Here is a 25,279-nt window from a genome sequence, read left to right on the forward strand (position 1 = left end):
GCAACACCCATCAATTAAGGAGAAACCAGAACATGGCCACCACCGAAGAGATCCGCGCCGACCTCGCCGAGATCGTCAACGAGGTCGCCGGTATCCCCGTCGACGACGTGCAGCTCGAGAAGTCCTTCGTGGACGACCTCGACGTTGACTCCCTCTCGATGGTCGAGGTCGTCGTCGCTGCCGAGGAGAAGTTCGGTGTCTCGATCCCGGACGACCAGGTCAAGAACCTGAAGTCGGTCGGCGACGCCGTCTCCTTCATCGAGAAGGCCCTGGGCTGACCAAAGCCCCCTCGATCCGCGTCCGCCCCTTTTTCACTTTCAGCCAAGGAGCCCCATGTCTCTCAAGCGCGTTGTCGTGACCGGTCTCGGTACCACGAACCCCCTCGGGGGCGACGTCGCATCCACCTGGTCCGCGATGCTCGCCGGACAGTCGGGAATCGCTCGTCTCGAAGACGACGTGGTTGCCGAACTGCCGGTCAAGATCGGTGGCCGGGTGGCGGTAGAGCCGTCTGAGGTTCTCGACCGGGTGAAGGCCCGCCGGCTCGACCGGTCGGCGCAGTTCGCCGTGGTCGCTGCTGCTGAAGCCTGGGCGGACGCGGGTCTCGACGGCGTCGAGATCGACAAGACCCGACTCGGCGTCGCCGTCGCCTCCGGTATCGGCGGCGTCACCACCTTGCTGGCGAACTACGACGCCCTCAAGGAGAAGGGACCGCGCCGGGTCAGCCCGCTCGCGGTGCCGATGCTGATGCCCAACGCGCCTGCCGCGAACATCAGCCTGATCTACGGCGCGCGCGCCGCCGTCAACGCCCCGACCTCCGCCTGTGCTTCGGGCAACGAGGCGATCTCGATGGCGATCGACCAGATCCGTCTGGGCCGCGCCGACGTCGTGATCGCCGGCGGTACCGAAGCCGCGATCCACCCGCTCCCGATGGCTGCCTTCGCGCAGATGATGGCGCTCTCCAAGACCGGCAGCGAAGAGGGCGGCGACCCCACCGCGACCTCCCGCCCCTGGGACACCGGCCGCGACGGCTTCGTCCTCGGTGAGGGCGCCGGCATCGTGATCCTCGAGTCCGAGGAGCACGCCCGTGCCCGCGGCGCAAAGATCCACGCCGAGGTGCTCGGCGCCGGGATCAGCAACGACGCGCACGACATCGCGCAGCCCGACCCGGAGGGTCGCGGCGGAACCCGTGCCATCCAGTTGGCGATCTCCTCGGGCGACTTCGACCCGAACGAGGTCTTCCACGTCAACGCCCACGCCACCTCGACGCCGCAGGGTGACATCGCCGAAGGCCTGATGCTGCACGCCGTCCTCGGCAAGCACGTGGAGAACGTCGTGGTCACCAGCACCAAGTCGATGACCGGCCACCTGTTGGGTGGGGCCGGCGCACTGGAGGCCGTGGCCACCGTGCTGGCGGTCCGCGAGCGGAAGAGCCCGCCGACGATCAACCTCGACAACCTGGACCCTGCGGTCCACCTCGACATCGCCACCACCGTCCGGGACCTGCCCGCGACCGGTCGCGTCGTCGCCCTCAACAACTCCTTCGGCTTCGGCGGTGCCAACGTCGCAGTCGCGTTCGGAAGCATCTGATGACTACTGCCCCGGTCAAGACCAAACTGCCTCGCGAAGAGGACCCGCGCAACCCGCTGCACCGCCTCACCGCGCTGTTCGACGACGGCTCGCTGCGCCTGATCACCACCGACGACGGCTCCGGCATGCTCGCCGGCCGCGGCACCATCGACGGCGCCCCCGTGGTCGCCTTCTGCTCCGACGCCACCGTGATGGGCGGCGCGATGGGCGAAGTCGGCTGCAAGCACGTCGTCACCGCCTACGAGGTCGCCCTCGCTGACGGCGTCCCGGTTATCGGTCTGTGGCACTCCGGTGGCGCTCGCCTCGCCGAGGGCGTGCTGTCGCTGCAGGCGGTCGGCGAGATCTTCCACGTGATGACCCGGGCCTCCGGCAAGATCCCGCAGATCTCCGTGGTGCTCGGCCCCGCCGCCGGTGGCGCCGCCTACGGCCCGGCGTTGACCGACGTGGTCATCCTCGGCCCCGAGGGCCGGATCTTCGTGACCGGCCCGGACGTGGTCCGTTCGGTCACCGGTGAAGACGTGGACATGCTCCGTCTCGGCGGCCCCGAGCCGCACGGTCGCCGCTCGGGCGTCGTGCACCTGCTCGCCGACACCGAGCCCGATGCCCTGCAGCACGCCCGCGACGTGGCCACGCTGCTCGGCGTCCAGGGCGTCATGCACCCGGGTTCGGTCAGCGACCAGGACCTCGAGCAGCACCTGCCCGAGGCCCGCAAGCGCGCCTACGACGTGCACCCGCTGGTCGACAACATCCTCGACGAGGGCACAGGTCTCGAGCTGCACGCCCGCTGGGCGCCGAACATCGTCACCTCGCTCGGCCGCCTCGGTGGCCGCACGGTCGGCGTGATCGCGAACAACCCGCTGCGTCTCGGTGGATGCCTGGACTCGCTCTCGGCCGAGAAGGCCTCGCGGTTCGTGCGGATGTGTGACGCCTTCGGTGTGCCGCTGGTCGTCGTCGTCGACGTGCCGGGCTACCTGCCGGGTGTCGGCCAGGAGTGGGACGGCGTGGTCCGCCGCGGCGCCAAGCTGCTGCACGCGTTCGGTGAGGCTGTGGTTCCGCGGGTCACCCTGGTCACCCGCAAGACCTACGGCGGCGCCTACATCGCGATGAACTCCCGTTCCCTGGGTGCCACCAAGGTGTTCGCCTGGCCCGGAGCCGAGGTCGCCGTGATGGGTGCGGTCGCCGCGGTCCGCGTGCTGCACCGCCGCAAGCTGGCCGAGGTCACCCCCGACATCCGCCCGCAGGTGGAGGCCGAACTGGCCGCCGAGCACGAGCGGATCGCCGGCGGCGTGGAGAAGGCGGTGGAGATCGGCGTCGTCGACGAGATCGTCTCGCCCAGCGTCACCCGCTCCACCTTGGCCAAGGCGATCGCCGGTGCCGAGCAGCGTCGCGGTCGGCACGGCAACATCCCCCTCTGACCCGAGGGCGCACAAATAGCAGCCCAGGGCGCAGCAATAGCCCGCGAGGGCGCAGCGAACGAGTTCGAGAGCCCGGCCCTGTGGCCGGGCTCTCGGCGTCTACCGCTGACTACACCGACCGAGCGCCCGAGGTCTGGACCTCCCCCGCAACAGCCGCGATGCCCACTAATCTGCCCACATGACCCACCGCGCCGACTACGCCACCATCCGCTACGACGTCGAGGACCGGGTCCTCACTCTGACTCTGGATCGACCGGACGAGCTCAACTCGTTCACCGTCGAGATGGCCAACGAACTCGAGGACGCCTTCAATCGCGCCAGCCTCGACGACGCCGTCGGTGCGGTGGTCGTGACCGGCGCCGGGCGGGCGTTCTGCGCCGGGATGGACCTCACCGCCGAGGGGAACGTCTTCGGCCTCGACGAGAGCCAGCGGCCGACCATGACCGACATGACCGAGCGGCTCACCACCCCGGAGATCCAGGACGGCGTCCGCGACACCGGCGGCCGCGTCGCCCTGTCGATCTACGACTGCCGTAAGCCCGTGATCGCCGCGATCAACGGCCCCGCGGTCGGGATCGGGGCCACGATGACGCTGCCGATGGACGTCCGACTGGCCAGCGACCGTGCGCGGATCGGCTTCGTCTTCGGCAAGATCGGGATCACCCCGGAGGCCACCTCGACCTGGTTCCTGCCCCGGATCGTCGGCATGTCGCAGGCGCTGGAGTGGGTCTACTCGGCCGAGATCCTCACCGCGGCGGCCGCCAAGGAGGGCGGCCTGGTCCGTTCGATCCACGACGGCGATCGGCTTCTCGACGACGCCCACGCGCTGGCCCACACGTTCATCGACAACCGCTCGCCGGTGGCGACTGCTCTGGCCCGCCAGATGATGTACCGGAACTCGGCGGCCGACCACCCGATGGTCGCCCACCAGGTCGACTCGCTGGCGATCTTCTACGCCTCGCTCGCCGACGGCAAGGAAGGGGTCGCCTCCTTCCTGGAGAAGCGCGCGCCGGAGTTCACCGGCAAGGCCTCCGAGCTGCCCGGGTTCTACCCCTGGCAGTGAGCGACGGCGTCAGAGGTTGCGGTCGAGGAAGGCGATGGTGCGCTGCATCGCACGGTTGAACTGCGGCCCGAAGGCATGCTGCTCCCCCGGATAGACGTGGTAGCGCACCGTCTTCCCTGCGCGCCGCAAGGCGTTGACGGTCTCCTCCGACCAGCGGATCGGGCAGGTGTCGTCGAGCGTGCCATGGTGGATCATCAGTGGTTCGGCGATGCGGTCGAAGTAGGTACGGGCGCTGACCCCGCGCCAGAACCCGTTGCCCGGCCCCGGTTCGCCATGCTCCTTGACGATCGCCGCCGCGACCTCGGGGCGGTCGACCTTGACCCAACGGTTGTAGCTGTCGACGGCGCGGGAACTCACCGGCGCGAAGACCACTCCGGCCCGGACCAGTCCGGGCATCACGGTGAGCACGTTGTAGACGACGCCACCGCCCATCGAGCGTCCGACCAGCCCGATCCGGTCGACGTCGACCGGGCCGTCCCAGCGGCGTAGCGCGGCGACTGCATTGATCACGTCGGTGGTGTAGCCGAGGCGCATGTCCAGGTCGGCGTCCGGATCCCGGTCGGAGGTTCCATGGTTGCGGTAGTCGACGTGGAAGGCGATGTAGCCGGCGTCGGCCAGTACGCCCCGTTCCCGGGTCATCCCCTGGCCGCTGCGATAGACGGCCGGATCGATGTACCCGTGGGCCAGCACCACGGCCGGGAACGGGCCCTTGCCACGCGGCACGTTGAGGACACCGGAGAGGGTCAGCCCGTCACCGCGGTAGGTGGTCTGGTAGCTGGTGTAGCTGGCGGTCTGTTCCCGCACCTCCCCCAGCCGAAGCCCGCGGCCGTCGTACTCCTTGGTCATCAACGCCGGCAGCGAGACCGGATCGACCTGCGCAGGCGTGGACGGAGTCGACGGTGCCGTTGTCTCGGGCTCAGATTCCGTGTTCTCGCCGGAATCTGACGGCGCGCTCGACGTCGGCTCGGAGGGCGCCAGGGACAACTCGTCGTCGGTCGGCGTTCCGGTGCACGAGCAGAGCACCAGAAGACCGGCCGCGACTCCCGCGAGGAGTCTCACCGTTCCAGTGTGCGCGCCGACACCGCCACGTACCAGTGACGGTTCGGCGCGTACCACTGACGGTTCGGCGCGTATGCCTGACGGTTCGGCTAGACGACCTGGTGCAGCCAGCGCACGGGAGCGCCGTCGCCGGCGTAGCGGAAGGTCTCCAGCTCGTCGTCCCACGGCTTGCCGAGAAGCTTGTCGATCTCGATCGGCAGGGTGGTGTCGCCGAGTGCGGACTTGACCACTGCCGCCTTGAGCCGGTCCTCGGGGATCATGATGTCGCCGTGGAGGCCCGTGACAGCGTGGAAGATGCCGAGCTCGGGGGTGTAGGAGTAGCGCGAGCCCTCTGCCGCGGACGTCTGCTCCTCGGTGATCTCGAAGCGCAGGTGGTTCCAGCCACGGAGGGCTGAGGCGACAGCGGCAGCCGTGCCGACTCCTCCGGTCCAGGAGAACTCAGCACGGTAAGTACCCGCCTGCGCGGACTGGGGAGTCCAGTCCAAGCTGACGGCAGTGCCCAGCACACCACCGAGCGCCCACTCAATGTGAGGGCACAACGCGGACGGCGCGGAGTGGACGTAGAACATCCCCCGGGTCGCCGCGTTACCGGCAGTGCGGTTGGTATTCGTGGTCATCGGTGAGTTCCTCCATCTCCGGCGTCGAGACACGCCTTCCCCAGCGACCTCGCGTGGATCTGGACAAATCCCCGAATGACACATCTGTAGTTGTCCTGCCCATTGTGACCTATCGCTCCAGCGCAAGCCAGCACCCCCGGCCGTGTCGCTGTGAGTCGCGTCTCATCCTGGCCTCGGCAGCCGCCCCCTCGGCGGCCTTTTTGTGCGCCGTCGGCGGCTATTGGTGCGCCCTCGGGGGTCAGCGGACGTGCGGCGAGGCGGGGTCCACGATGTTGCGGAAGTCGCGCAGCGAGCCGAGCAGGTCGCCGTCCCCGCACAGCCGGTGGTCGTCGTCGATGAGGTCGACCACGATGCAGGTGACGTTGTCGTGCCCGCCGGCCGCCAACGCGGCCTGCACCAGCGCCGAGGCAGCCGCCTCGGCAGCGGGCTCGGTGAGCAGGTCGGCGATCTGCTGGTCGGCGACCAGATCGGTGAGCCCGTCGCTGCACAGCAGCAACCGAGTCCCGGGCGCCAACTCCAGCATCACCGCATCCGCGACGCCGGACTCGCCCTCCCCCGGCAACGACCGGAGCACCACGTTGCGCCACGCATGACCGGCCGCCTGTTCGGCCGAGATCCGGCCCTCCTCCACCATCTGCTGGACCCAGGTGTGGTCACGGGTCAGCCGGACCAGGCCCTGGTCGGTCAGCGCATAGGCCCGGGAGTCTCCGATATGAGCGAGCGCGACAACCGTCCCGTCGGTCGCGAGCGCGGTCAGCGTCGTCGCCATCCCGGTCCGGGTGGCGTCCGCCTGGGCGCCTGCCACCACCTCCTCACGGGCCACGTCGACCGCCTGCACCAGCAGGTCCAACGGCGGATCGTCCGGGTGCGCCAGCGCACGACTGGCGACGGCGTGGGCGACGGTCGCCGAGGCGACCTCACCGGCCGCGGCGCCGCCGACCCCATCGGCGACCAGAACCAGGTACGGACCGACGAAGCCGGCGTCCTCGTTGTGTTCGCGGACGAGCCCGACGTCGGTGATCCCGGCTCCGGCGAATCGCAGCATTCGCCAAACGTACCGTTCTACGGGCCGCTCAGCACTACTCTGACCGCCATGAGCCAGCCCGATATCGACCCCGATGCCTTGCAGGTGCGCCGTCGGCGCTGGACCCGGTGGCTCTGGGTCCCGGTCCTCCTGATCGCCCTCGGGGCAGGCTGGTGGTGGCGGATCCACCCTGCCGATCTGCCGAATGCAAGCTCGCAGACGAGCGGCGAGATCAAAGCAGGCCAGACCCTCTATCTGCGCGCGGCCGACGACCCGCACCGCTCCCGCGAGATCACCATCGACGACGTGGCATTGAAGGTCAGCAACACGCCGGGGCAGTCCGCCGAGGTCTCCTTGTGGGTCTGCCGCGGCGGTTCGATCGGCCAGACCACCACCCCGGAACGGTTCTGCGACTCCTGGCGCAAGGCCGAGGGAGCCACCGCCAACCTCGGTGGCGGCGACGTCCTCGTCGTGGGGGTCCGGGCCGACCAACCGGGCACGGTCACCGTGGACCGGATCACCCTGGATTTCAGCGACGGGCTGCAGCGCGGTTCGAGCCGGATCGGGGCCCCGCTCACCGTCAACGTCCTCGGCTGAGGTCGTCGCCGACTCCCCCGGTTCAGGCCCTGCGGCCTACCATCGCCTAGGAGGTGGCATGGATTCTCGGGTTGCTGGTCGGTACCGGCTCATTGCGGAGATCGGTCGTGGCGGGATGGGCGCCGTCTGGCTCGCACAGGACGAGATGCTCGGTCGCGAGGTCGCATTGAAGCGGGTCGCGGTCGACCCCACAGGCGACGCCGCAGCCCGGATGACCCGCGAAGCGCGGCTCTCCGCGATGCTCAATCACCCGCACGTGGTGACCGTCTTCGACCTGGTCTCCGACGGCACCGACCGATGGTTGGTGATGGAGTACGTCGAGTCCCGGAACCTCTCCGCGCTGCTGCGCGAACAGGGCCCGCTGACGCCGGACGCCGCGGCCCCGCTGCTGGCCCAGGCCGCGCTGGCGCTGGCCGCCGCCCACGAGGCCGGGGTGGTGCACCGCGACGTGAAGCCCGGCAACATGCTGGTCACCCCGACCGGGCTGGTGAAGTTGGGCGACTTCGGGATCGCTCGCACCGGCACCGATGTCGGCCTCACTCAGACCGGGTTGGTGACCGGCTCCCCCGGTTATCTGGCCCCCGAGGTGGCCGCCGGCGCGTCGGCGACGCCGGCCAGCGACGTCTGGTCACTGGGTGCCTCCGTCTTCCACGCCGTCACGGGCAACCCGCCGTACGACACCACCGAGAACCTGATGGGCACCCTCTACCGCTTGGTGCACGAGGAGCCGCCCCGCACCGAGCGCGCCGGTTGGCTCGCGCCGCTGCTGCTGGCGACGATGGAGCGCGACCCAGCGCGGCGCTGGAGCTCCGCGCAGGTGGCGTCGTGGCTCAACGACCCCAGCGCCCGGGCTCGGCTGGCCCGCTCCGTGCCGAAGCCTCTCCCGCCGACGTCGCCGACCGCCGGCAGCCCGTCGGTTCCGGACCGTCCGACCGGCGTCCTACCCGTCGTGACGCCCGCCCGACGTCGACGCTCCCCGGCCCTGCTGGCCCTCGCTGCGGTGATCCTGGGCGCGGCGATCGCCACCGGTTGGGTGGTCAGCCAGAACGGCGAGAGTGACGGCGATCCGGCCCAGGCGACCACACCCAGCGCCAGCACGCCGACCGAGTCAGCCACCACGCCGGGCCCCGAGGCCGAGGGGATGAAGAAGTTCGTCGCCGACTACCTGGACCAGGTGACCACCGACCCCGCGGTCGCATACCGGGAGATGTTGACCCCGGCGTTCCAGCAGAAGAGCAACAGTTGGACCGCCTACCGCGGCTGGTGGAAGCAGGTCCGCGCGGCGCAACTGCTCAGCGTCGACGCCGACCCGCTGGCGATGACGGTGCAGTACCGGGTCCGCTACACGATGGCCAACGGCGGCACCCGGACCGAGGACATCAGTCTCGACCTCGCCTACGACAACGGCACCTACCGGATCACCGGCGAAGGCTGATCACACCGCCTCGGCTGCGCCTACTTACGCTTCGGCGCCACCGCTTCGGCGGTACCGATCAGCAGCACCGCGGCGACTACGGCCAGGATGAAGCCGAGCACGTTCAACTCCCAGATGCTGCCGGAGTTGATCAGCCAGGCGATCGTGCCACCGATCAGCGAGCCGACGATGCCGAGCAGCAGGGTCGCCAGGATGCCGAGATTCTGCTTGCCCGGCTTGATCAAACGGGCCAGCGCTCCGATGATCAGACCGGCAACGAGAAAACCAACCATGTCAGACTCCCTCTCGTAGTGTGCTTCGACCTTCCGCCCGACACGCTGCAGGAGTCAAGCATCTCGACAACGTCATGCCGGACGGCCGCTCACGCCGACGCGAAGCGGTTGTATTCTGTGCCGTCGCGGGCCAGTAGCTCAGTCGGTTAGAGCAAACGACTCATAATCGTTCGGTCGTGGGTTCAAGCCCCACCTGGCCTACTCGTTCTTCAGTCGGCGTGGCCCGGCACCTGGTGGAACCAGGGCCGGTTCAGCCCGAACCGGCGTCCGCTGACGACGCTCGGCACCAGTTCGACGATGTTGTACTTCTCCTGGCCCACCCACGAGCGCAACGGAACGCTTTCGGCCCGGTGCGCCTCGTCCTCCCCAAGCAGCCGCGCACTGCCGCGGACCACCACGCTGCGGACCGAGGTCTCGGAGAAGTGGTCGATCTCGAAGGCGACGTCAGCGTTCATCACGATGCCGAGCAGCTTCGAACCGGGCGCGGTCCGGAAAAGCAGACTGCGACCGTCGACGGCATAGTTGATCGGCGTCAGGTGGACTTCGTCAGCCAGATGGAACGCCAGCCGCCCGAACTCCTGTTCGCGGAGGAATTGCCAGCATTCGTCGTCCGACAGGACCGTCTCGGTTCCCGCCTCGCCTGCGTGAGAGCCATCGGGGTTCGCCATGCCTCCAACTTAGCCCGCAGTGCCCCGTAGGCGAAGGGGTGAACCTCCTCGCCTACGGGAACGTCAAGGCGCGCCCCGTCGAGCTGCGAGCTACTCGCCCCAGCCCATCGGGAAGACCTCGAAAGCCGCACCGAACTTCGCGCCGATCCGGGCACCCGAGATCCGGGCGCCACCTTCCAGGAACTCCGCGGCGTCCCAGTTCTCCCAACCCAGGCCATCGATATAGGCGCGGTGCGCGTCGAGCGAGGCGACCCCGATGTCGAACGTCTCGGTGGTGTCGACCGCGTGCGTCGCCTGCGGCGAACCGAACGCCCAGACCTCCCGGACGCCGCCCCACGGCTCAAGCCCGTCGGTGAGCTGTTCGGGGAAGATCCACCGGTTGCCGGCGTCGCGGACCGCGTCCACGACGGCGCGCCCCACCGCGATGTGGTCGGCCTGGTTGAGGTTGCGCCCGCCCCAGGTCTCACGGAAGTTGCCGGTGATCACGATGTCGGGACGGCGCTCCCGGACCACCTGAGCCAGGGCCGCACGCAGCTCGACGCCGTACTCCAGGACGCCGTCAGCCATCCCGAGGAAGTCGATATCGGTGACGCCGACGATCCGGCAGGACTCGACCTGCTCGGCTTCGCGCACCTCACGGCACTCGTCCGGGGTGAGCCGGTCGATGCCGGCTTCGCCACTGGTCACCAGGCAGTAGCTGATCTCCTTGCCCTGCGCGGTCCAGCGGGCGACAGCGGCCGCCGCACCGAACTCCATGTCATCAGGGTGCGCGACGATGCACAGCGCACGCTGCCAGTCCTCGGACAGCTTCTCGAGCGGTTCCATCTCGGTCATGCCCTGAGCATGCCAGCCTGCTGGGTACACGCAACCCCCGAGCTGGGTCGGTGTCCGCCGAAGGTTTCGGTACGCCCCATGTAGTACCGAACTAGGGACGGCGGACACCGTGCGCCGGAGAGGGAGGGAGGGAGGTTCTCCGACGCGTTTCCCTGCCTGGACAACGACCCCTCCCAGAGGGCGTTACGGCCCTTCTTCAAGAAACCTTCACCGCGGTGACAAACCCGCCCGGCCGCGCTGTTTCAGGCGGCGAATGGGACCATGGAACGGTGAGTGGTGCATGTGGCAACAACGTGGTCGACCCGCTGGCGTTCGAGCTGGCCTCCTGGCTGGAGAGCCTCGGCCTGGCCGGGCATCTCGCCGACGCCGGCCTCCCCCACTACCAGCGTGACGCCGACGGCACCCCGCGGTGGCGTGACCCGGCGACCGGCAAGGCGATGAGCACCGATCAGCTCCACGCACTCGAGGCGATGCTGCGCAACCAGGGCGACGAGCCCGAGCACGGGGTCCCGCTGAACCTGCTGCAGGTCGCCCGCCAGGCGAAGGTCCGCGAACAGCTCACCGCGACGCCGTCCCACAGCTATGAGTCGCTCGCCGAACTCCGCGGCGAGTCGGTCAACGCGACCCGTTTCTTCGTGCACAAGGGCGCCGACGAGCACCGGGTGCTGCTGGTCCGGCTCGAGGAGAAGTTGCTGATCCCCGCGTTCCAGTTCGACGCGGCCGGTGCGCCGCGGACCGAGTTGGCCGACGTGCTGACGCCGCTGCTCGTTGCGGGCATGGACCCCTGGCAGGCCTGGGGCTGGCTCACCGGCCCGGCGGCGCTGCTCGGCGGGGCTGTCCCGGCGGAGGCCGCTGCAGACCCCGACGAGGCCCCGATCGTGCAGCACGCCGCGCGCCGACTGGCCCGGAGCGTCGCCCAGGCCTGACTCCCCGCAGGTCGAGCCTGTCGAGCCCCCGCCATCCACAGGTCCTGAGCACCCGCTCGACAGACGTCTCCAAGCCGCCAATCCTGATGGCTGATGAACGGCTACTGCTACATCCTGGAATGCACCGACGGCTCGTACTACGTCGGCAGCACCGTCGATCTCGAACGCCGGATCTCGGAACACCAGTTGGGGCTCGGGGCCGCCTACACCAGACGGCGCAGGCCGGTCCGGTTGGTCTGGTACGAGAGCTTCTCGCGCATCGACGCCGCCTACGCGCGTGAGAAGCAGATCCAGAACTGGGGTCGGGCCAAGCGGAAAGCACTCATCGAGGGACGCACGGCCGACTTGCGACGTCTAGCGCAGAGCTATGCAGATCGCCTCGGGGATGAGTGAGATTCTCGACCAGCCACTCCCCGGTCTCGACAAACAACCCCGGTGATCGAGCCTGTCGAGATCAACCTCCCCGGTCTCGACAAGCTCGACCAACGGGGTCCCCGGTCTCGACGAACCACCCCGGTGATCGAGCCTGTCGAGATCAACCTCCCCGGTCTCGACAGACCATTCCGATGATCGAGCTTGTCGAGACCCCCCGGTCTCGACAAGCTCGACCAACGGGGTCCCCGGTCTCGACAAGCTCGACCAACGATCGGTCGCTCAGATCAGTACTGGGCGTTGCCGCGCAGACTCTCGGGTCGCACTTCTGGCAGGTCCCAGTCGTTGTTCTTCTTGTCCGCACGCATCAGGTCCAGGACGCCGTTCCCGCTGAACGCCGCCTCGTCGAGGTTGCCCGGATCGGGGACGCTGCCCGGGGTCGAGCCGGACTGCAGGCTGTTCAACGCTGTGTCGTAGGCCTTCAGGTAGTCGTTGGTCAACGTGGTGGTCAGGTCGGTGTAGATCGACTCGGCGTACTGGACCGGCGTGTGTTCGCGCTTCTTGGGCAGCAGTTCCTTGCCCGAGACGTCCTCGATCGCGGTGACCAGTCCCTTGACGTCGGTGCCGATCTCCTTGGCCTTGTCGATCTTGTCGGTCACCTCGCCCACGACCGGGATGTGGGAGGCGAGCTTGAGAGTAGCCTCGGCGATCTTGCCGACGTCGCCGACCCAGACCGGCGTCTTCGGCGGGTCGTCGGGCTGCCGACCCCAGTTGACCCACTGGTCGAGCTGGGCATCGAGCGCGTCGCGGAGATCCTCGAGGAAGAACTGCGCGCCGAACTGGGTACCGCTGATCACCTTGGCAGCCGAGGCGAAGCCGATGTTGATCATGTCCGTGTAGAGCCCGGAGCGAGCCAGGGACTCGTTGTAGTTCAGGTAGAACTCGTTGAAGCTGGCGGCGGCGTCACCGGTCCAACGTGCGTTGAGGTTGCCCAGGTTCGCCCAGTCGTCGTTGGGTGCGTCGACCAGCGGGGTGGCGACGTTGCGCTGCAGGCTGAGGATCGCATCGACCATCGTGGGCACATCGGGAGCGAGGAACTGATCGCAGATGCTGCGGGCGTAGTCGGCGATCCCTCGGGCCCAGGCGACGCCGTCCTCGAACGCCATGTCGGTGTGCCTCTGCACCATCTTCATGTACTCGTACTGGTCGAACTTCACCCCGGGCAGGATGTACATGTCGCACCACCACGGGTACGGCTCGACGGCGAACCGCGGGTCCGGGCAGGGGAACTTGTAGTCCGGTTCGGTACGCAACACCATCAGCATGCCGCCCTCGGTCGGATTCTCGATCGGGTAGAGCTGCACCTCGCGCAGGTACTTCCAGGCGTTCTCGTTGCCGCGCAGATACCCGAGCCGCTCCTCGATGTCCTTGAGCAGGCGGTGGAAGTTCTCTCGGCTGAAAGCCATCAGTAGTCACCCCGGTGCTTCTCGATGTTGTGGCCCCACTCGCTGTTGTACTCGTTGGTCTCCCGCTGCTCGGCGTCGTCGGCCAGCGAGTCGGGGTCAGGCGTGGAGGGCGTCGTCACGGTGCTGCCGTTCGGGTACTCGTTGGTGGAACCGGGTGACTCGGGGTTCTTGATCTCCGGGGGCACATCGGAGGCGCCGGGCTGTTGCTTGTCGCGCAGTCCGTCGTCCATCGCAGCGAAGTCGGCGCGGGCGTCGTCGTCGACCTTCACGTAGTCGTCGGCGGTCTTCACCACCGCGACGGCGCAGTTGTTGAGCGAGTCGACGCCGCCCCGCAACACGTCGTAGAGATCGCCGCCCACCCGCAACATCGTCCGCAGGAACCGCGGATCGCCGGCCAGCGCGGCCTGCTGATCGAGGGTCTGCAGCGCGTCGTAGAACGTGACGCTGATGCCGGAGAGCCGGTCGGCGGCGTTGGGGATGTCGGTCTTCCCCGCGCGGTACATCCGCTCGATATCGGTCTCGAAACCCATCGCCCACCTCGCGTGCCGTCGAACGCCCCGATGACGCTCGTCTCGCAGTCATTCCTGCCCAGCAGAGGCCGCCCCAAAACCCTCAGCTTCCCGGCAGACTGATCTCAACGTTTTCGCACCGTTGGCCGTTGACAGGGTGACGACGGCAAGAGAGGCCTTATGGAGAACGGGTTTGAGGAGTTCGCCGCGAGCGAGCTACCGCGGCTGCTCGCGTTGGCCCGCGCGCTGACCGCGAACTCCCATGACGCGTGGGACCTGACCCAGGAGGCGCTGGTGCGAGTCGGCGTCCGGTGGTCTCGGTTGGCGAGCCAGAATCCAGGCGGCTACGCCCGGACCGTGCTGGTGCGGCTCAACATCGACCGGATCCGGCGGCTGCGGCGCGAACTGCTCGGGCCTGCGGTTCCGGACGCCGACGCCCCCGTCCAGCTCAGTGGCGAACTCGACGACTCACTGCAGCAGGCGCTCGCCACCTTGACCCCGAAACAACGCGCAGCCGTAGTGCTGCGCACTGTCGAGGATCTCGACCACGCCACGATCGCTGAGCTGATGGGCTGCTCGGTGCCGACCGCACGTTCGCACCTCTCCCGCGGGTTGGACCGGATGCGGATCGCCCTCGCTGACACCCCAGAACACCAGGAGGCACGGCCATGACCGACGATCGCTGGTTGGAAGAGACCACGGCCCGACTCCGTGCGCATGCCACCCAGGCCGAGCCGCTGCCCGCGGCGATTCCCCGACTCCGAGGTGCGGTGACCCGGCGGCGCCGGCGGCGTACGGCGACGTTGGCGGCCGGAACCGTTGCTGCGTTGGGGATCTGCGGCGTCGCAGTGGCGTTGAACCAGCAGCAGGAGCCGCGCCGCGACGTCGATCTCGCTGCCCCGAACTCCCCCGCTGCAACGCCGGCCACCTTGCCGGCGTCGGCCTGCCCCGATCCCCTGGACGCACTGGGTACTCCCCCGCCGATCGACGACCTGGCCGAGCAGAAAGAACTGATCTTCACCCTGCACACATTGAGCTCGGTGCTGGTGGTGCACGCCGAGCCGACTCCGCTCGGGGTGGTGGCGTTGGTCGCCGACGAGACCGGCGATCAGGACTACTTCGCCGAACCGACGGTGGCCCAGCGCTTGAAGCAACTCGGCGTCGGGGTGGTCTACGAATGGATTCCACGAGGCGAAGAGGGTGGCTCCGCCAAGGAGCAGGTGCGCCAGGCGATCCAGTGGTCCCTCCAGGACGCGATCTCTGACGTCCGGGCCCGGATCAGGGGGCTGACCGGGTCAGCAGGGTTGGTCCTGTGGCAGGAGGCGGGCGCCCTTGTTCTGAACTGGAAGCGGCCCGCGCCGCCGGAGGTCGTCGCCCTGCAAGGTGTTCGCGCGGATCGGGTTCGGGTCGAGCTCCGCGAGGTCACCTACTCCGACGCGGACACCCTGCGTGCCGCGCGTGCGGTCTTCGCCTGGGCGAAGGCGAACCACGCTACTCGGCTGCTCTCCTCGGCCAGTGGGTGTGGAGATGGGACCGGGCTCAAGGTGGGCGTGGTGCCGAAGCGCGCCGCCGACGCGAACCTCGCCGCCCAGCTCGAAGAAGCCGCCGGTATGCGGGTCACCGTGGTGCCCGAGGAACGGCCGGTCGACCTGCCGGGCAGGATCCGCTGACTCAGACCCTTCCGACGGCGTACCAGGCGTAGGCCGGCAGTTCGAACGGGCCGACCGGCAACGCGGCCCTGGCGACCCGCTCCACCTCCACCTGTTCCTGCTCGCTGAGCTGCGCGAGCGCCTCCCCGATCGGGCCGGGAGCGCGGCTGACCGGCTCCCAGAAATCGCCGAAGTCGGCGTAGTCGACGCGCACTTCGAGCTCGCCCGACGCCTCGACGGTGAGCCCGGCCGCCGTCATCAGGTTCGGGATGTCGTCCCGTGCCATACCGACCATAGGTGGGTGCGGTTCGAGGTCGGGTCGGACCGTGCTGATCGCCCGTTCAGCAAGGGCGAGCATCCCGTGTCGCGGCACGTCCCAGAAGCAGGCCGTCACGGTGCCACCGCTCGCCGTCACTCGCGCCATCTCCGCCATCCCCCGCTCCGGGTCACGCATGAAGCCGACCACCAGGGAGGAGAGGGCGGCGTCGAAGAGGTCTGCGGGCCAGGGGAGGTCTTCGGCCACTCCCTGACGAACATCGGCGTCCGGCACCACGGCCCGACACGCGAGCACGAACGGCGCGCTGGGGTCGATCGCGGCGACCAGCCGCTGGTCCCCGACCTGGGCGGCCAACACCTCGGTCAGTCCCCCTGGCCCGCATCCGACGTCAAGGACCCGCATTCCTCGGGCGATCGCGGCAGCATCGACCAGTTGCGGCGCCAACTCCAGGGTGTAGCGCCCCATGAACCGGTCATACACACCGCGCGGGACCTCGAACGTCACCCCACCAGCATCCGCCTGCTGCCGCAGTACGCGTACCCCCGAAATGCAGAAAGACCGAGCGGCTCTTCTCGGCGTCAGGGCTCTGGAGGACGGTTGGACCGTGACGATTCAAGCTCTGTGCTGCAGGCTGTCCGCCCAGTCCGAGAAGAACTCCCTGGCTTGTCTGACGCCGGCACCATCGAGCGGGATCTCGTCGTCGGTGAAACGGTCGAGCGTCCGCATCATTTGAGCTAGTACCGACGAGTCGAAACCGCCGTCCAACGACGCTGCCCCCTTCAACAGCTCCTCTTTGCCGAAACGACGAACCAGGAGGGCGACATCGGCGAAGTCCCGCGCCTCAGCCCTGCCGAAGAGCGCAAGCAACTTCCGGCTTGCGAGCTCGAGAGGCGCGAGCGTCGGGCCCAGGACGGTCATCGTCGGGGACCCGAGCGGGGGCGAGTCGACGCCCAGATCGACGAGGATCTCCTGCTCAGCGCCCCGCACGACGATCCGGCAGAAGGTGGGAGAATCCTGAACGACGACGACCTGGTAGGCGCGGTCTTCCAGTGCTCCGGTGAGGGCCAGCTTCGCCTCCACCACCGAGGCAATCGGCGAAGAGGCGAAGAGATCCAGATCCTCGGTCGGTCGGACGATCAGTTCTGAGGCGAGAAGGGCTGCTCCCCCAGCGACCAGGAAACCCTTAGAGGCGCGGAGCCCGAAGAAGATTTGAGCCACTTCTACCTGCAACGGGGTGAGGGCTACTGGGCGCTCCACTACGAGTCGCTCTGACCACGATTGCCCGTGACAACGTCAGACCACGCCGCTCGAACTTTGGCGGGAAGCACTAGTTCGTCCCACAGATCCAGTAGCAACGCGCCATCGATGTAGGTGAGCACATCGTGGGGACCACCTTCGCGAAGAACCAGCTCATAGACACGGGATCGCTGGCGGCGATCGCGCAGCTGGTAGCGACGGCCGCGGTCGGACCAGTTCAGATGCAGCGGAAGCTCCACGGTGGCGAAGGCGCGATCCAAGGGGAGGGAAGGAAGGAAATTCGGCACGTGGATCGGGCGTCCTCGATCCTCAGTAACCTGCTGGAACTCGATACGGGGCCCGAGGGACAGCTCGAATCCGGCTGCGGCCACGATGCGGATTGCGGTGTCGAGAGTGGGCGACTTCCGCCCGTGCTCGTAGGCCGAGAGTGTGGTCCGAGATGTACCTGCGCGATCTGCCAGAGCACGCTGGGAAAGGCCGGCCGCCTCCCGGGCTTGCTCGATCAGAGTTGTCTCGGTCATTCCTAGAGAGTATCCGATTGGATACCTGTCGCCAACGATCCTTGCTAGCCGTACCGACTGGATAGGTCAGGCAGGTCGGCTACTCAATCTGCCCCGCGCACGGGCTTGGCGTTCTCCGGGGGTTCGCCGACCTCATCGACGGTGTGGCCACTACAGGCCAGCTTGGTGACGCTGGCTCGCTCGATGCGCGTAACGGTGAACCATCGCATCGCGTCGCGCAGGCGACACCAGCCGACCAGGTACCAACGGCCGTTCTGGAGGCGAACAGGACCGGTTCCACGTCACGGATGGTCGTGGTGCCGTCGCCCGCGGTGTAGCGGATGCGGATCACCCGCTGCTCGGCCATCGCCTCCTCAAGTGCTGACCTGACCGCACGCGAGGAGGACGGAGGCGTCCTGACCCAGATGCGGTGGGCCAACTCGTCCGCTTGCGCTCGGGTCCTGGGATCGAGAACGTCCATGATCTTCCGGATACCGGCGGCAGCCAGATCCGCATAGGGAGCGTCAGGCGCGGCCGACACCGCAGCCATGAGCGCCACGGCCTGCGTCGGGGAGAGCGTGACGGGCGGAAGCGCCCCGCCTTCGACCAGCCCGTAACCGCCACCCGGGCCCGGACGAGACCAGATCGGCGCGCCGCTGTTCTCCAGCGCATCGAGGTCGCGTTTCACCGTCCGTACCGAAACTCCGAACTCCCGTGCCAACCGTTCAGCCGAAACTCCGCGCGTACCGCTCCGGCGCAACATCTCGGTCAGGGCATGAAGCCGTTCGGATCGCCTCACTGGTCAGGCCCCAGGAAATTCATGACATAAATAGTGACACACTCTTGTCCAATGCGGCTGGGACTGTTGCCGTATGACCACTCCTACGAGCAGCCCGACCCTTGTTCTCATCGCCGGCCACTGGCTGGGCGCATGGGCATGGGACGACGTCCTCGACCACCTCGACGCCGACCACCTCGATGCAGTCGCAATGACACTGCCCGGCCTCGACGACACCGACCCCCGGCGCACGGCGAAGACCCTCGACGACCAAGTAGCAGCGATCCGCAGCGTCGTCGCGCAGCACGGCGACAGGCCCGTAGTTCTGGTCGCTCACAGTGGAGCCAACGCCCCCGTCAGCCTCATCCTCGACCGGCACCCCGAGTTGGTCGCCCGCGTCGTGTGGATCGATTCCGGCCCCGTGGCCCACGGCAGCGTGTTCGCCCCGGACTTCCCCGAAGGGCTCGACGAGCTCCCTCTGCCGTCGTTCGATGCCCTCGGGCAGCAGGCGAGCCTCGACGGCCTGAGCGTCAAGGCACTCGAGCGTTTCCGGGCGAAGGCTGTCCCGGAGCCTGCCACCGTGCTTCGCCAGCCCGTGGAGCTCGCGAACCCTGCCCGCCACCACATCCCGACGACCCTGGTGTGCTGCTCCATCTCCGGCGAGCAGGTGGTGGAGCTGGCCCGGACAGGTCACCCGATGTTTGCTGCGGTCTCGCCTCTCACCGATGTCGATATCGTCGACCTCCCCACCGGCCACTGGCCCATGTGGAGCCGACCCCTCGACCTCGCCAAGGTCATTCAGTCGGCGGCATTGCAGACCTGACGGCACTATCGCCAATAGCGACAAACAAAACGGCCCGTGGTCTGCATCTCGCAGATCGCGGGCCGCCCTCGCTCACGACGACGCGTTTACGAAGTACTGCCGTAAGTGCTCCCGCAGTCCGGGGTCGCACACGTAGACGTAGGTACCGAGCATGCCACGGGTGAGCAGTACCGCGTAGATGTTGCGTACGAAGACTGCGATGTCGTCATCGGTGTAGGTGATGCCTCGCTGGCGATTGCTCGTCATGCCACGCGGGTCCTTGTAGGCATCACGATCGAAGGCGACCCGTCCGGTGGCTGCGTCGAAGTACAGGTCCGGACCGATCACCACGCCGGCCACGTTCAGGTCGTAGCCCTGAATGGTGTGGATGGATCCCACCTGCTCGAGCGAACCGGGCGAGTGCACCCAGTCAACGGCGGTCTGGTTCCACTGAAGGCGCCGTCCGTCCAGCTCGATGTCGATGGCGGACTTGTCGTTCTTGCTGGCCCAGGGCCAGCAATAGCCGGCAAGCAAGCGTGCGAGCCCGTGGTCGGCGTCTCGTTCGCGGATGGCGTCGTGCATGGCCCCGAGGTCGTCGAAGAACCGAAGGTCGTAGCCCTCGAACTGCTGCGGGTCGATCGGCACGCCCGCGAGCACCTGCCGGACGTAGCCCACGTAGTCCTGGCCCGCGGCGACTCGCATCTGCGAACTCAGGCGGTACAGGCGCTGATCGACGCGAGCCCCCTCTAGGACGACGTTGAGCGTTTCGGGTGCGACGTCGGCCGGACGCACTGCCTGTCCCCCGTCCACCAGGTAGAGCTGGTGAGTGCTGATCTCGTTGATCCAGTCGAACTGGGTGTATTCGGGGTCGTCATGCCCGAACAAGTGCACGTTGTTGTCGCGGAACATGCCGTTGAGAGGGCCGGCAGCCTGCGGAGCCCGCTGGTTGAGTCGATGCGCCTCGTCGACGACGAGCAAGTCGAAGGGGCCGTGCCGCTTGGCATAGGTCACTGCCTCGAAGGGACTGAGCACCACTTTGGGATCGAGTCCGGGGGTCTTGCGAAACACCTGGCGCACCGACGCGCGCAGGGACTGCTGCGGGATCACCAAACCCACCCGAAAGTCGGTGAGGAGTTCAGCATGGCCAGGCACGAAGAACTCGGCCAACGGGGAGTTCTCTTCGTGTGCCAACGTGTTGTCCGAGGCCCGGATGTCGGCCAGCACCTTGAGCAGGTAGATCGCCACCACGGTCTTCCCGGTGCCCGGCTCGCCTTGAATCACCATCCGGGCGGGTCGGTTGGCCTCGATGTCATCGAAGATCTGGTCGAGGATCGCCTCCACGATGGCCGATTGGTCGGCGTTGAGCGCCTTGAAGGGCGACAGCTTGAACAGGTCACTGTTCTGGATCTCGGCGATCGACTTACTGAAGAGCCCCTCAGCGCGGAGCTGCTCGAAGATCTCCTCGAAGGTCTCCCGGTAGCGCGCGCGGTCGTAGTAGTCCGCGTCGACGACGCCGGCGTTCCTGTTCAGCGGAGTGAATCGCCCGTCACCCGCGAACCACTTGATGAGCATCGATTCCAGATCGAGGCAGACCGACTTGTTGAAGTCCTCACCGATCACGATCCGCGCAGTGCCCAAGTGACGACGGCCAGCGGTCTCGAGGTGCTGCCCGAGCCGGTTCCCGACATTGAGCGATTCCCCGACGTAGATCTCCCGCGCATCAGCCAGGGTGTAGACGACGGGCCAATCCACGTGCTTGGGATCGACGCCGCGCTTGAGGACAGCAACCGTCGACGACGTGAACGGCACCTTCTCGATGCGGAACGGGTCGGGGGTCTCAGAGCTGGTCATGCCGCACGCTCCGCCCGCGCGCCAACTCCACCGGGTACTTCTCGCCCGTCACCTGCAGCTTGTCGAGCACGATCTGCAGCGGGTCGACCTCAAGCTTGGCAGCCAACAACAGGCAGTAGGTCAGCACGTCGGCCAGCTCCCCCGTCACCTCGGCCGCCGGGGCGTCGTCGGTCCACTGGAAGAGCTCCATCAGTTCGCCTGCCTCGATGGCGATGCTCTTGGCCAGCGTGTGGGGCGTGTGGAACTGCTCCCACTCCCGCTCAGCCATGAAGGCGCTCAACTGAGCGGTGACGTCGTCGGTGTTCACGATCCGCATCGTACTTTCGGGCCGTTGTCTGTGGCGCCGACTCCTGGGAACCGGAGTGACCGGCGAGGTCGCGCAGGGGCCGAAACCGGTCTGAACGATGCAGAGACGATGCAACGGACAAACAAAACGGCCTGTGATCTGCGTTTCCGCAGGTCACAGGCCGTTTTTCACAGCTCCCCCGGTTGGACTCGAACCAACAACCGTCCGATTAACAGTCGGAAGCTCTGCCAATTGAGCTACAGGGGATCGCTAGGCAGCGAGTGAAGATTAGCAAGAACGGGGACCGAGGTGAAATCGAGGGTCCAGCAACGGGATCAGAGGTCGCCGACCTCGTCGCGGGCCCGGGCCAACGCCGCCTCGGCGGCACGCAGGACCTCGGGGTCCGCGACGTCGACGCCCTCCTCGAACTCATAGAGCCACGTCACCGCGCGGTCACCACCCGGCGCCCGGCGCGCGATCACGAAGAGGCCCTTGGCACCCTGCACCGGAACATGGCGCTGTAGCAGCAGCGTGCTGGTGATCCGCTCACGCAGGAAGGCGAGGAACCGTGCCTCGAACTCGAAAGCGAACCGGTAGACCGGTCGGCTACCTCCGAAGGCGCCGACCTCACTGAGCGACAGCATGCCGTCGTCGGGGTTCCAGTCGGCTCGCTGCATCTGCTCCCAGCCGACCCGGCGGGTCTCACCGACCGGGTCCACGAGGTAGAGCGCCAACGCCGTCCCCGCCAGCACGGCGCCATCAGCAGCGACCGCACCGGCCAGCACCTTCTCGCCGGCGTCGACCGATACCGCACGGACGGCGTCAGGAAGGGCAGAGGGCCAACGCATCGCCACGGTCATGCACCACCCAGCACCTGTTGGCGCAACACTCGGCGCCGCTTCTCCAACTCCAGGAGTTCCACGTTGATCCGGGTAAACTCATCGGCCTGATCGACCGGGTTCGTCCGGTGCAGTCGCGAGGTCAGATCGGCTATCCGACGGGTCACCGTCAACTCCAACAGTCGGTGCACATGGATCTGGACATAGGCGAGGTCCACCTCCTTGACCGACAGGATCGGTTCCACACTCAGCGCCGTCAGTACCGAGATCGCGGTCGGGTCGGCGAGGTTGTCGCGCAACTGCGCGACCCACCCAGGCTGCGCGGCAGCCGGTCCCCCGGCGGCGACGATCGTCTGCCACAGCAGGCGATAGACCGGGTGCATGAAGTCCTCGGGCGCCACCGAACGCATCGAGTGTCCGACCACTTCCGGGTGGTGGACGACCAGCTTCAGGGTCTCCCGTTCGACGGCGATCCGCTTGTCCCGCGGGTCTGGCATCGGCAGCCGGGGCGGCGGAGCCGGCGCCTGAGGCTCCGTCATCGTCGACTCCTGGCTGGCCGCCGGGGCTCGCAACGGCGCAGGCTCGCTGCGACGCTGTGCCTTGGGGTTGGCGATCGCCCGGCGGACCTCGGCCCGAGCCTGCTCCACGTCGACGCCGACGCTCAACGCCAGCTCACGCGTGAAGCCCTCGACCTTCGACTTGTCGCGCACGCTACTCACCAACTGTGCCGCTTCGCGGAGCGCGTCGACCCGGCTGTCGGCCCGGTCGAGGTCGAAGCGGCCCAGGACGTTGTTCAACACGAACCGGTACAGCGGCGTCCGGCCGGCCACCAGCTCGACCACCGCCTCGTCGCCCTTGGCCAGCCGCAGCTCACACGGGTCCATTCCCGAGGGCTCGACGGCGACATAGGTCTGGGAGGCGAAGTTCTGGTCGCCGGCGAACGCCTTGAGCGCCGCCTTCTGACCGGCTGCGTCGCCGTCGAAGGTGAAGATGACCTCGCTCCGGACGTCGGCCTGCCCCTCGACGAACCTACGCAGCAACCGCGCGTGGTCGTCGCCGAACGCCGTACCGCAGGTGGCTACCGCCGTCCCGACGCCGGCCAGGTGGCAGGCCATCACGTCGGTGTACCCCTCGACGATCACCGCCTGTCCGGTGGCCCGGATCGAGGTGCGTGCCAGGTCCAGTCCGTAGAGGACCTGCGACTTCTTGTAGATCGAGGTCTCCGACGTGTTGAGGTACTTGGCCTCGACCCGGTCGTCGTCGAAGAGGCGGCGCGCGCCGAAGCCGATCGTCTGGCCCGACGACTCGCGGATCGGCCACATCAGCCGACCGCGGAACCGGTCGTAGAGTCCCCGGTTGCCCTGCCCGACGACACCACTCGCGACGAGTTCCGCGTCACTGAACCCCTTCTGGCGCAGGTGAGCGGTGACGGCGTCACCGTTGCGCGGCGAGAAGCCCACCCCGAACCGGGCGGCGGCGTCCCGGTCGAAGCCGCGCTCGGCCAGGAACTGGCGCGCGGTCAACGCCTCGGGCGAGCCGAGCGCATCGATGAAGAACTCCTCGGTCAGCCGGTTCGCCTCGATCAACCGGCTTCGCTGCGGCCCCTTCGGGCGGCGCGGCTCGTCGGGGCCGTCCTCACGGCGCAACTGGACGCCGTACTTCTCGGCGAGGCGCTCGACGGCCTCGGTGAACCCGATCCCGTCGATCTTCATCAGGAAGCTGAAGACGTCCCCGCCTTCGCCACAGCCGAAGCAGTGGAAGAACTGGCGGGCCGGCGTCACGTTGAACGAGGGCGACTTCTCATCATGGAAGGGGCAGAGGCCCTTCAGCGAGCCGCCACCAGCGTTTCGCAACGCGACATAGTCACCGATGACGTCGTCGATCCGGGTCTTGTTGCGGACCTCCGCAATGTCGTCATCCCTGATCCGCCCGGCCACGCGGCGAGTCTACGTGCCAGGGTTGATCAGGCGCTCGTGCCATCGCATGGCCGAGGCATCGGTGAGCGAGGCCACCTGATCGATCACCACGCGCAGCCGCGCGGCGTCATCGCCGGCTCGGGCGTAGTCCCCGGCGAACTGGCGATCCAGCCGCTCCGGCCGATCAGCGATCGCCTCGACCAGCGCGGCGAGGAGTTCGCGCTGGCGGCCCATGATCTCGCGGCGCTGATCCGACTTCATCACCCAGTGCGCCGCCACCCCCTTGAGCACCGCGATCTCGACCAAGGTCTGCCGCGGAACCATCAGATCGGCGTCGAAACGGACGAAGGGCTGCGCGCCGAACTCAGTGACCATCGCCGTCTGCACGCTGCCACAGAAGCGCCCGATGAGGTCACTGGTGAGGTTCTTCAACGCAGCCAGGGAACGCCTGGTCCCGTCATAACTGGTGCTCGGCCAGCTCTCCTGAGCCTGCATCCCACGCAGCGCGTCGTCGAATTCGTCGTCGGCCGCGTGCGGGAGGTACCAGGAGCGGACGGTCTCCCAGACCGGACGGCGCCGCTCGGCGTCATCGAGCCAGGTCAGGTCGATGCTGCCCGCTACAACGGCATCTTCGACGTCGTGCACCGAGTAGGCGACGTCGTCGGCAAGGTCCATCACCTGGGCTTCCACGCAGAGACGGCGGGCGGGCGCGCCGTCCCGCAACCATTCGAAGACCGGCTGGTCGTCGGCGTAGACACCGAACTTGCCGCCCGTTGCGGGTCGCGGCCACGGGTACTTGGTGCAGGCATCCAGGGTGGCCCGGGTCAGGTTGAGTCCGACGGAGTCGCCGTCAGGGCGGAAGGTCTTCGCCTCGAGCCGGGTCAGGATCCGGAGCGTCTGCGCATTGCCCTCGAATCCGCCGCAGCTCTGTGCGAGCTCGTCGAGCACATCCTCACCGTTGTGCCCGAACGGTGGGTGGCCGAGGTCATGAGCCAATGCCGCCGTCTCGGTGATATCCGGATGACAGCCCAGCGCTCGGGCGAGATCGCGGGCGATCTGGGCGACCTCCAGACTGTGCGTCAGGCGATTGCGGACGAAGTCGTCGCTCTGCGGGCCGACCACCTGCGTCTTGGCGGCCAGCCGGCGCGATGCCGCCGCGTGGACGACGCGGGCTCGGTCACGCTCGAAAGGTGCGCGGGTGGGCGCATCGACCCGCTTGGGCGGCTCGGGGACCAACCGTTCACGGTCGCGCGGACCGTAGAGCTCCTCGTTCATCGCCA

At 67.9% G+C, this 25,279-nt stretch carries 28 protein-coding genes, 2 tRNA genes and 1 pseudogene; 12 read left to right on the top strand and 19 right to left on the bottom strand.

The annotated features are described in order from the left end of the window. Positions 1 to 32: 32 nt before the first annotated feature. From ACLM5J_RS10275 to ACLM5J_RS10290, 4 genes are all read left to right on the top strand, one after another. The gene (locus tag ACLM5J_RS10275; protein WP_413656316.1) at positions 33 to 278 is read left to right on the top strand and encodes an acyl carrier protein; all 246 of its coding nucleotides are present in this window, start codon (positions 33 to 35) and stop codon (positions 276 to 278) included. A 55-nt stretch (positions 279 to 333) separates the two neighbouring features. Beyond that, positions 334 to 1,587 (top strand): beta-ketoacyl-[acyl-carrier-protein] synthase family protein, encoded by a 1,254-nt coding sequence (locus tag ACLM5J_RS10280; protein ID WP_413656317.1) that lies wholly within the window; start codon positions 334 to 336, stop codon positions 1,585 to 1,587. Beyond that, on the top strand, positions 1,587 to 3,002 hold the full coding sequence (locus tag ACLM5J_RS10285) for an acyl-CoA carboxylase subunit beta (RefSeq protein WP_413656318.1): 1,416 nt from the start codon (positions 1,587 to 1,589) through the stop codon (positions 3,000 to 3,002). The genes ACLM5J_RS10280 and ACLM5J_RS10285 overlap by 1 nt, the downstream gene beginning before the upstream one ends. 178 nt (positions 3,003 to 3,180) lie before the next feature. Next, entirely contained in the window at positions 3,181 to 4,065 is an 885-nt protein-coding gene (locus tag ACLM5J_RS10290) for a crotonase/enoyl-CoA hydratase family protein (RefSeq protein WP_413656319.1), read from the top strand. Between the two features lie 9 nt (positions 4,066 to 4,074). On the opposite strand, the gene ACLM5J_RS10295 is transcribed toward ACLM5J_RS10290, so the two are convergent. The 3 genes from ACLM5J_RS10295 to ACLM5J_RS10305 all read right to left on the bottom strand — a co-directional run bounded on the left by ACLM5J_RS10295 (position 4,075) and on the right by ACLM5J_RS10305 (position 6,786). After that, the gene (locus tag ACLM5J_RS10295; protein ID WP_413656320.1) at positions 4,075 to 5,124 is read right to left on the bottom strand and encodes an alpha/beta hydrolase family protein; all 1,050 of its coding nucleotides are present in this window, start codon (positions 5,122 to 5,124) and stop codon (positions 4,075 to 4,077) included. Positions 5,125 to 5,213: 89 nt separating this feature from the next. Beyond that, positions 5,214 to 5,741, bottom strand: a complete 528-nt coding sequence (locus tag ACLM5J_RS10300) for a DUF3145 domain-containing protein (RefSeq protein WP_413656321.1) — start codon at positions 5,739 to 5,741, stop codon at positions 5,214 to 5,216. Between the two features lie 238 nt (positions 5,742 to 5,979). After that, entirely contained in the window at positions 5,980 to 6,786 is an 807-nt protein-coding gene (locus ACLM5J_RS10305; protein WP_413656322.1) for a PP2C family protein-serine/threonine phosphatase, read from the bottom strand. A 48-nt stretch (positions 6,787 to 6,834) separates the two neighbouring features. On the opposite strand from ACLM5J_RS10305, the gene ACLM5J_RS10310 reads away from it, so the two are divergent. Continuing rightward, entirely contained in the window at positions 6,835 to 7,362 is a 528-nt protein-coding gene (locus tag ACLM5J_RS10310; RefSeq protein ID WP_413656323.1) for a hypothetical protein, read from the top strand. 58 nt (positions 7,363 to 7,420) lie between these two features. Continuing rightward, entirely contained in the window at positions 7,421 to 8,797 is a 1,377-nt protein-coding gene (locus tag ACLM5J_RS10315; RefSeq protein WP_413656324.1) for a protein kinase domain-containing protein, read from the top strand. A 20-nt stretch (positions 8,798 to 8,817) separates the two neighbouring features. On the opposite strand, the gene ACLM5J_RS10320 is transcribed toward ACLM5J_RS10315, so the two are convergent. Next, positions 8,818 to 9,069 carry a GlsB/YeaQ/YmgE family stress response membrane protein gene (locus tag ACLM5J_RS10320; protein ID WP_413656325.1) on the bottom strand — a complete coding sequence of 84 codons (252 nt, stop codon included), beginning with the start codon at positions 9,067 to 9,069 and terminating at the stop codon, positions 8,818 to 8,820. A gap of 127 nt (positions 9,070 to 9,196) precedes the next feature. Between ACLM5J_RS10320 and ACLM5J_RS10325 the strand changes: the two genes are divergently transcribed. Continuing rightward, positions 9,197 to 9,270, top strand: a tRNA-Ile gene (locus tag ACLM5J_RS10325). 8 nt (positions 9,271 to 9,278) lie between these two features. Here ACLM5J_RS10325 and ACLM5J_RS10330 read toward each other — a convergent pair. Together ACLM5J_RS10330 and ACLM5J_RS10335 are read right to left on the bottom strand one after the other, a co-directional pair. Further along, positions 9,279 to 9,737, bottom strand: coding sequence for a pyridoxamine 5'-phosphate oxidase family protein (locus ACLM5J_RS10330; RefSeq protein WP_413656326.1), 459 nt, complete (start codon positions 9,735 to 9,737; stop codon positions 9,279 to 9,281). 90 nt (positions 9,738 to 9,827) lie between these two features. Continuing rightward, the gene (locus ACLM5J_RS10335; RefSeq protein ID WP_413656327.1) at positions 9,828 to 10,571 is read right to left on the bottom strand and encodes a PIG-L deacetylase family protein; all 744 of its coding nucleotides are present in this window, start codon (positions 10,569 to 10,571) and stop codon (positions 9,828 to 9,830) included. A 269-nt stretch (positions 10,572 to 10,840) separates the two neighbouring features. Here ACLM5J_RS10335 and ACLM5J_RS10340 point away from each other — a divergent pair, with 269 nt between their 5' ends. Further along, complete coding sequence (locus ACLM5J_RS10340) at positions 10,841 to 11,497, top strand: hypothetical protein (protein WP_413656328.1); 657 nt, start codon at positions 10,841 to 10,843, stop codon at positions 11,495 to 11,497. Between the two features lie 93 nt (positions 11,498 to 11,590). Next, the gene (locus ACLM5J_RS10345; RefSeq protein ID WP_413656329.1) at positions 11,591 to 11,890 is read left to right on the top strand and encodes a GIY-YIG nuclease family protein; all 300 of its coding nucleotides are present in this window, start codon (positions 11,591 to 11,593) and stop codon (positions 11,888 to 11,890) included. A 266-nt stretch (positions 11,891 to 12,156) separates the two neighbouring features. On the opposite strand, the gene ACLM5J_RS10350 is transcribed toward ACLM5J_RS10345, so the two are convergent. Further along, a complete protein-coding gene (locus tag ACLM5J_RS10350; protein WP_413656330.1) occupies positions 12,157 to 13,335 on the bottom strand; it encodes a hypothetical protein in 1,179 nt (392 codons plus the stop codon). Next, a complete protein-coding gene (locus tag ACLM5J_RS10355) occupies positions 13,335 to 13,865 on the bottom strand; it encodes a hypothetical protein (RefSeq protein WP_413656331.1) in 531 nt (176 codons plus the stop codon). The genes ACLM5J_RS10350 and ACLM5J_RS10355 overlap by 1 nt, the downstream gene beginning before the upstream one ends. 159 nt (positions 13,866 to 14,024) lie before the next feature. On the opposite strand from ACLM5J_RS10355, the gene ACLM5J_RS10360 reads away from it, so the two are divergent. Further along, a complete protein-coding gene (locus ACLM5J_RS10360) occupies positions 14,025 to 14,516 on the top strand; it encodes a sigma-70 family RNA polymerase sigma factor (RefSeq protein WP_413656332.1) in 492 nt (163 codons plus the stop codon). Then, positions 14,513 to 15,514, top strand: a complete 1,002-nt coding sequence (locus tag ACLM5J_RS10365) for a hypothetical protein (protein WP_413656333.1) — start codon at positions 14,513 to 14,515, stop codon at positions 15,512 to 15,514. The genes ACLM5J_RS10360 and ACLM5J_RS10365 overlap by 4 nt, the downstream gene beginning before the upstream one ends. A gap of 1 nt (position 15,515) precedes the next feature. On the opposite strand, the gene ACLM5J_RS10370 is transcribed toward ACLM5J_RS10365, so the two are convergent. The 5 genes and pseudogenes from ACLM5J_RS10370 to ACLM5J_RS10390 all read right to left on the bottom strand — a co-directional run. Then, positions 15,516 to 16,274, bottom strand: coding sequence for a class I SAM-dependent methyltransferase (locus tag ACLM5J_RS10370; RefSeq protein ID WP_413656334.1), 759 nt, complete (start codon positions 16,272 to 16,274; stop codon positions 15,516 to 15,518). Positions 16,275 to 16,382: 108 nt separating this feature from the next. Further along, entirely contained in the window at positions 16,383 to 17,027 is a 645-nt protein-coding gene (locus ACLM5J_RS10375; RefSeq protein ID WP_413656335.1) for a nucleotidyl transferase AbiEii/AbiGii toxin family protein, read from the bottom strand. Further along, a complete protein-coding gene (locus tag ACLM5J_RS10380; protein WP_413656336.1) occupies positions 17,027 to 17,548 on the bottom strand; it encodes a helix-turn-helix transcriptional regulator in 522 nt (173 codons plus the stop codon). The genes ACLM5J_RS10375 and ACLM5J_RS10380 overlap by 1 nt, the downstream gene beginning before the upstream one ends. An 83-nt stretch (positions 17,549 to 17,631) precedes the next feature. Further along, positions 17,632 to 17,787 carry a hypothetical protein gene (locus tag ACLM5J_RS10385; RefSeq protein WP_413656439.1) on the bottom strand — a complete coding sequence of 52 codons (156 nt, stop codon included), beginning with the start codon at positions 17,785 to 17,787 and terminating at the stop codon, positions 17,632 to 17,634. Between the two features lie 365 nt (positions 17,788 to 18,152). Continuing rightward, positions 18,153 to 18,326: pseudogene (locus tag ACLM5J_RS10390) on the bottom strand (helix-turn-helix transcriptional regulator); the annotation flags it as partial. 73 nt (positions 18,327 to 18,399) lie between these two features. On the opposite strand from ACLM5J_RS10390, the gene ACLM5J_RS10395 reads away from it, so the two are divergent. Next, positions 18,400 to 19,128 (top strand): alpha/beta fold hydrolase, encoded by a 729-nt coding sequence (locus tag ACLM5J_RS10395; RefSeq protein ID WP_413656337.1) that lies wholly within the window; start codon positions 18,400 to 18,402, stop codon positions 19,126 to 19,128. Positions 19,129 to 19,200: 72 nt separating this feature from the next. Here ACLM5J_RS10395 and ACLM5J_RS10400 read toward each other — a convergent pair whose 3' ends face one another. From ACLM5J_RS10400 to ACLM5J_RS10425, 6 genes are all read right to left on the bottom strand, one after another. Further along, positions 19,201 to 20,958 (bottom strand): DNA/RNA helicase domain-containing protein, encoded by a 1,758-nt coding sequence (locus ACLM5J_RS10400; protein WP_413656338.1) that lies wholly within the window; start codon positions 20,956 to 20,958, stop codon positions 19,201 to 19,203. Then, the gene (locus ACLM5J_RS10405; RefSeq protein ID WP_413656339.1) at positions 20,945 to 21,265 is read right to left on the bottom strand and encodes a nucleotide pyrophosphohydrolase; all 321 of its coding nucleotides are present in this window, start codon (positions 21,263 to 21,265) and stop codon (positions 20,945 to 20,947) included. Before ACLM5J_RS10405 ends, ACLM5J_RS10400 begins: the two co-directional genes overlap by 14 nt. A gap of 173 nt (positions 21,266 to 21,438) precedes the next feature. Next, positions 21,439 to 21,511 (bottom strand) — tRNA-Asn (locus tag ACLM5J_RS10410). A gap of 68 nt (positions 21,512 to 21,579) precedes the next feature. Beyond that, positions 21,580 to 22,104, bottom strand: a complete 525-nt coding sequence (locus ACLM5J_RS10415) for a hypothetical protein (RefSeq protein WP_413656340.1) — start codon at positions 22,102 to 22,104, stop codon at positions 21,580 to 21,582. Continuing rightward, the gene (dnaG, locus tag ACLM5J_RS10420; RefSeq protein ID WP_413656341.1) at positions 22,101 to 24,020 is read right to left on the bottom strand and encodes a DNA primase; all 1,920 of its coding nucleotides are present in this window, start codon (positions 24,018 to 24,020) and stop codon (positions 22,101 to 22,103) included. Before dnaG ends, ACLM5J_RS10415 begins: the two co-directional genes overlap by 4 nt. 9 nt (positions 24,021 to 24,029) lie before the next feature. After that, complete coding sequence (locus tag ACLM5J_RS10425) at positions 24,030 to 25,274, bottom strand: deoxyguanosinetriphosphate triphosphohydrolase (protein ID WP_413656342.1); 1,245 nt, start codon at positions 25,272 to 25,274, stop codon at positions 24,030 to 24,032. Between the last annotated feature and the right edge of the window lie 5 nt (positions 25,275 to 25,279).

The sequence above is a fragment of the Nocardioides sp. Bht2 genome (genome assembly GCF_047308515.1).
In the GTDB taxonomy this organism is placed as follows: Bacteria; Actinomycetota; Actinomycetes; order Propionibacteriales; family Nocardioidaceae; genus Nocardioides.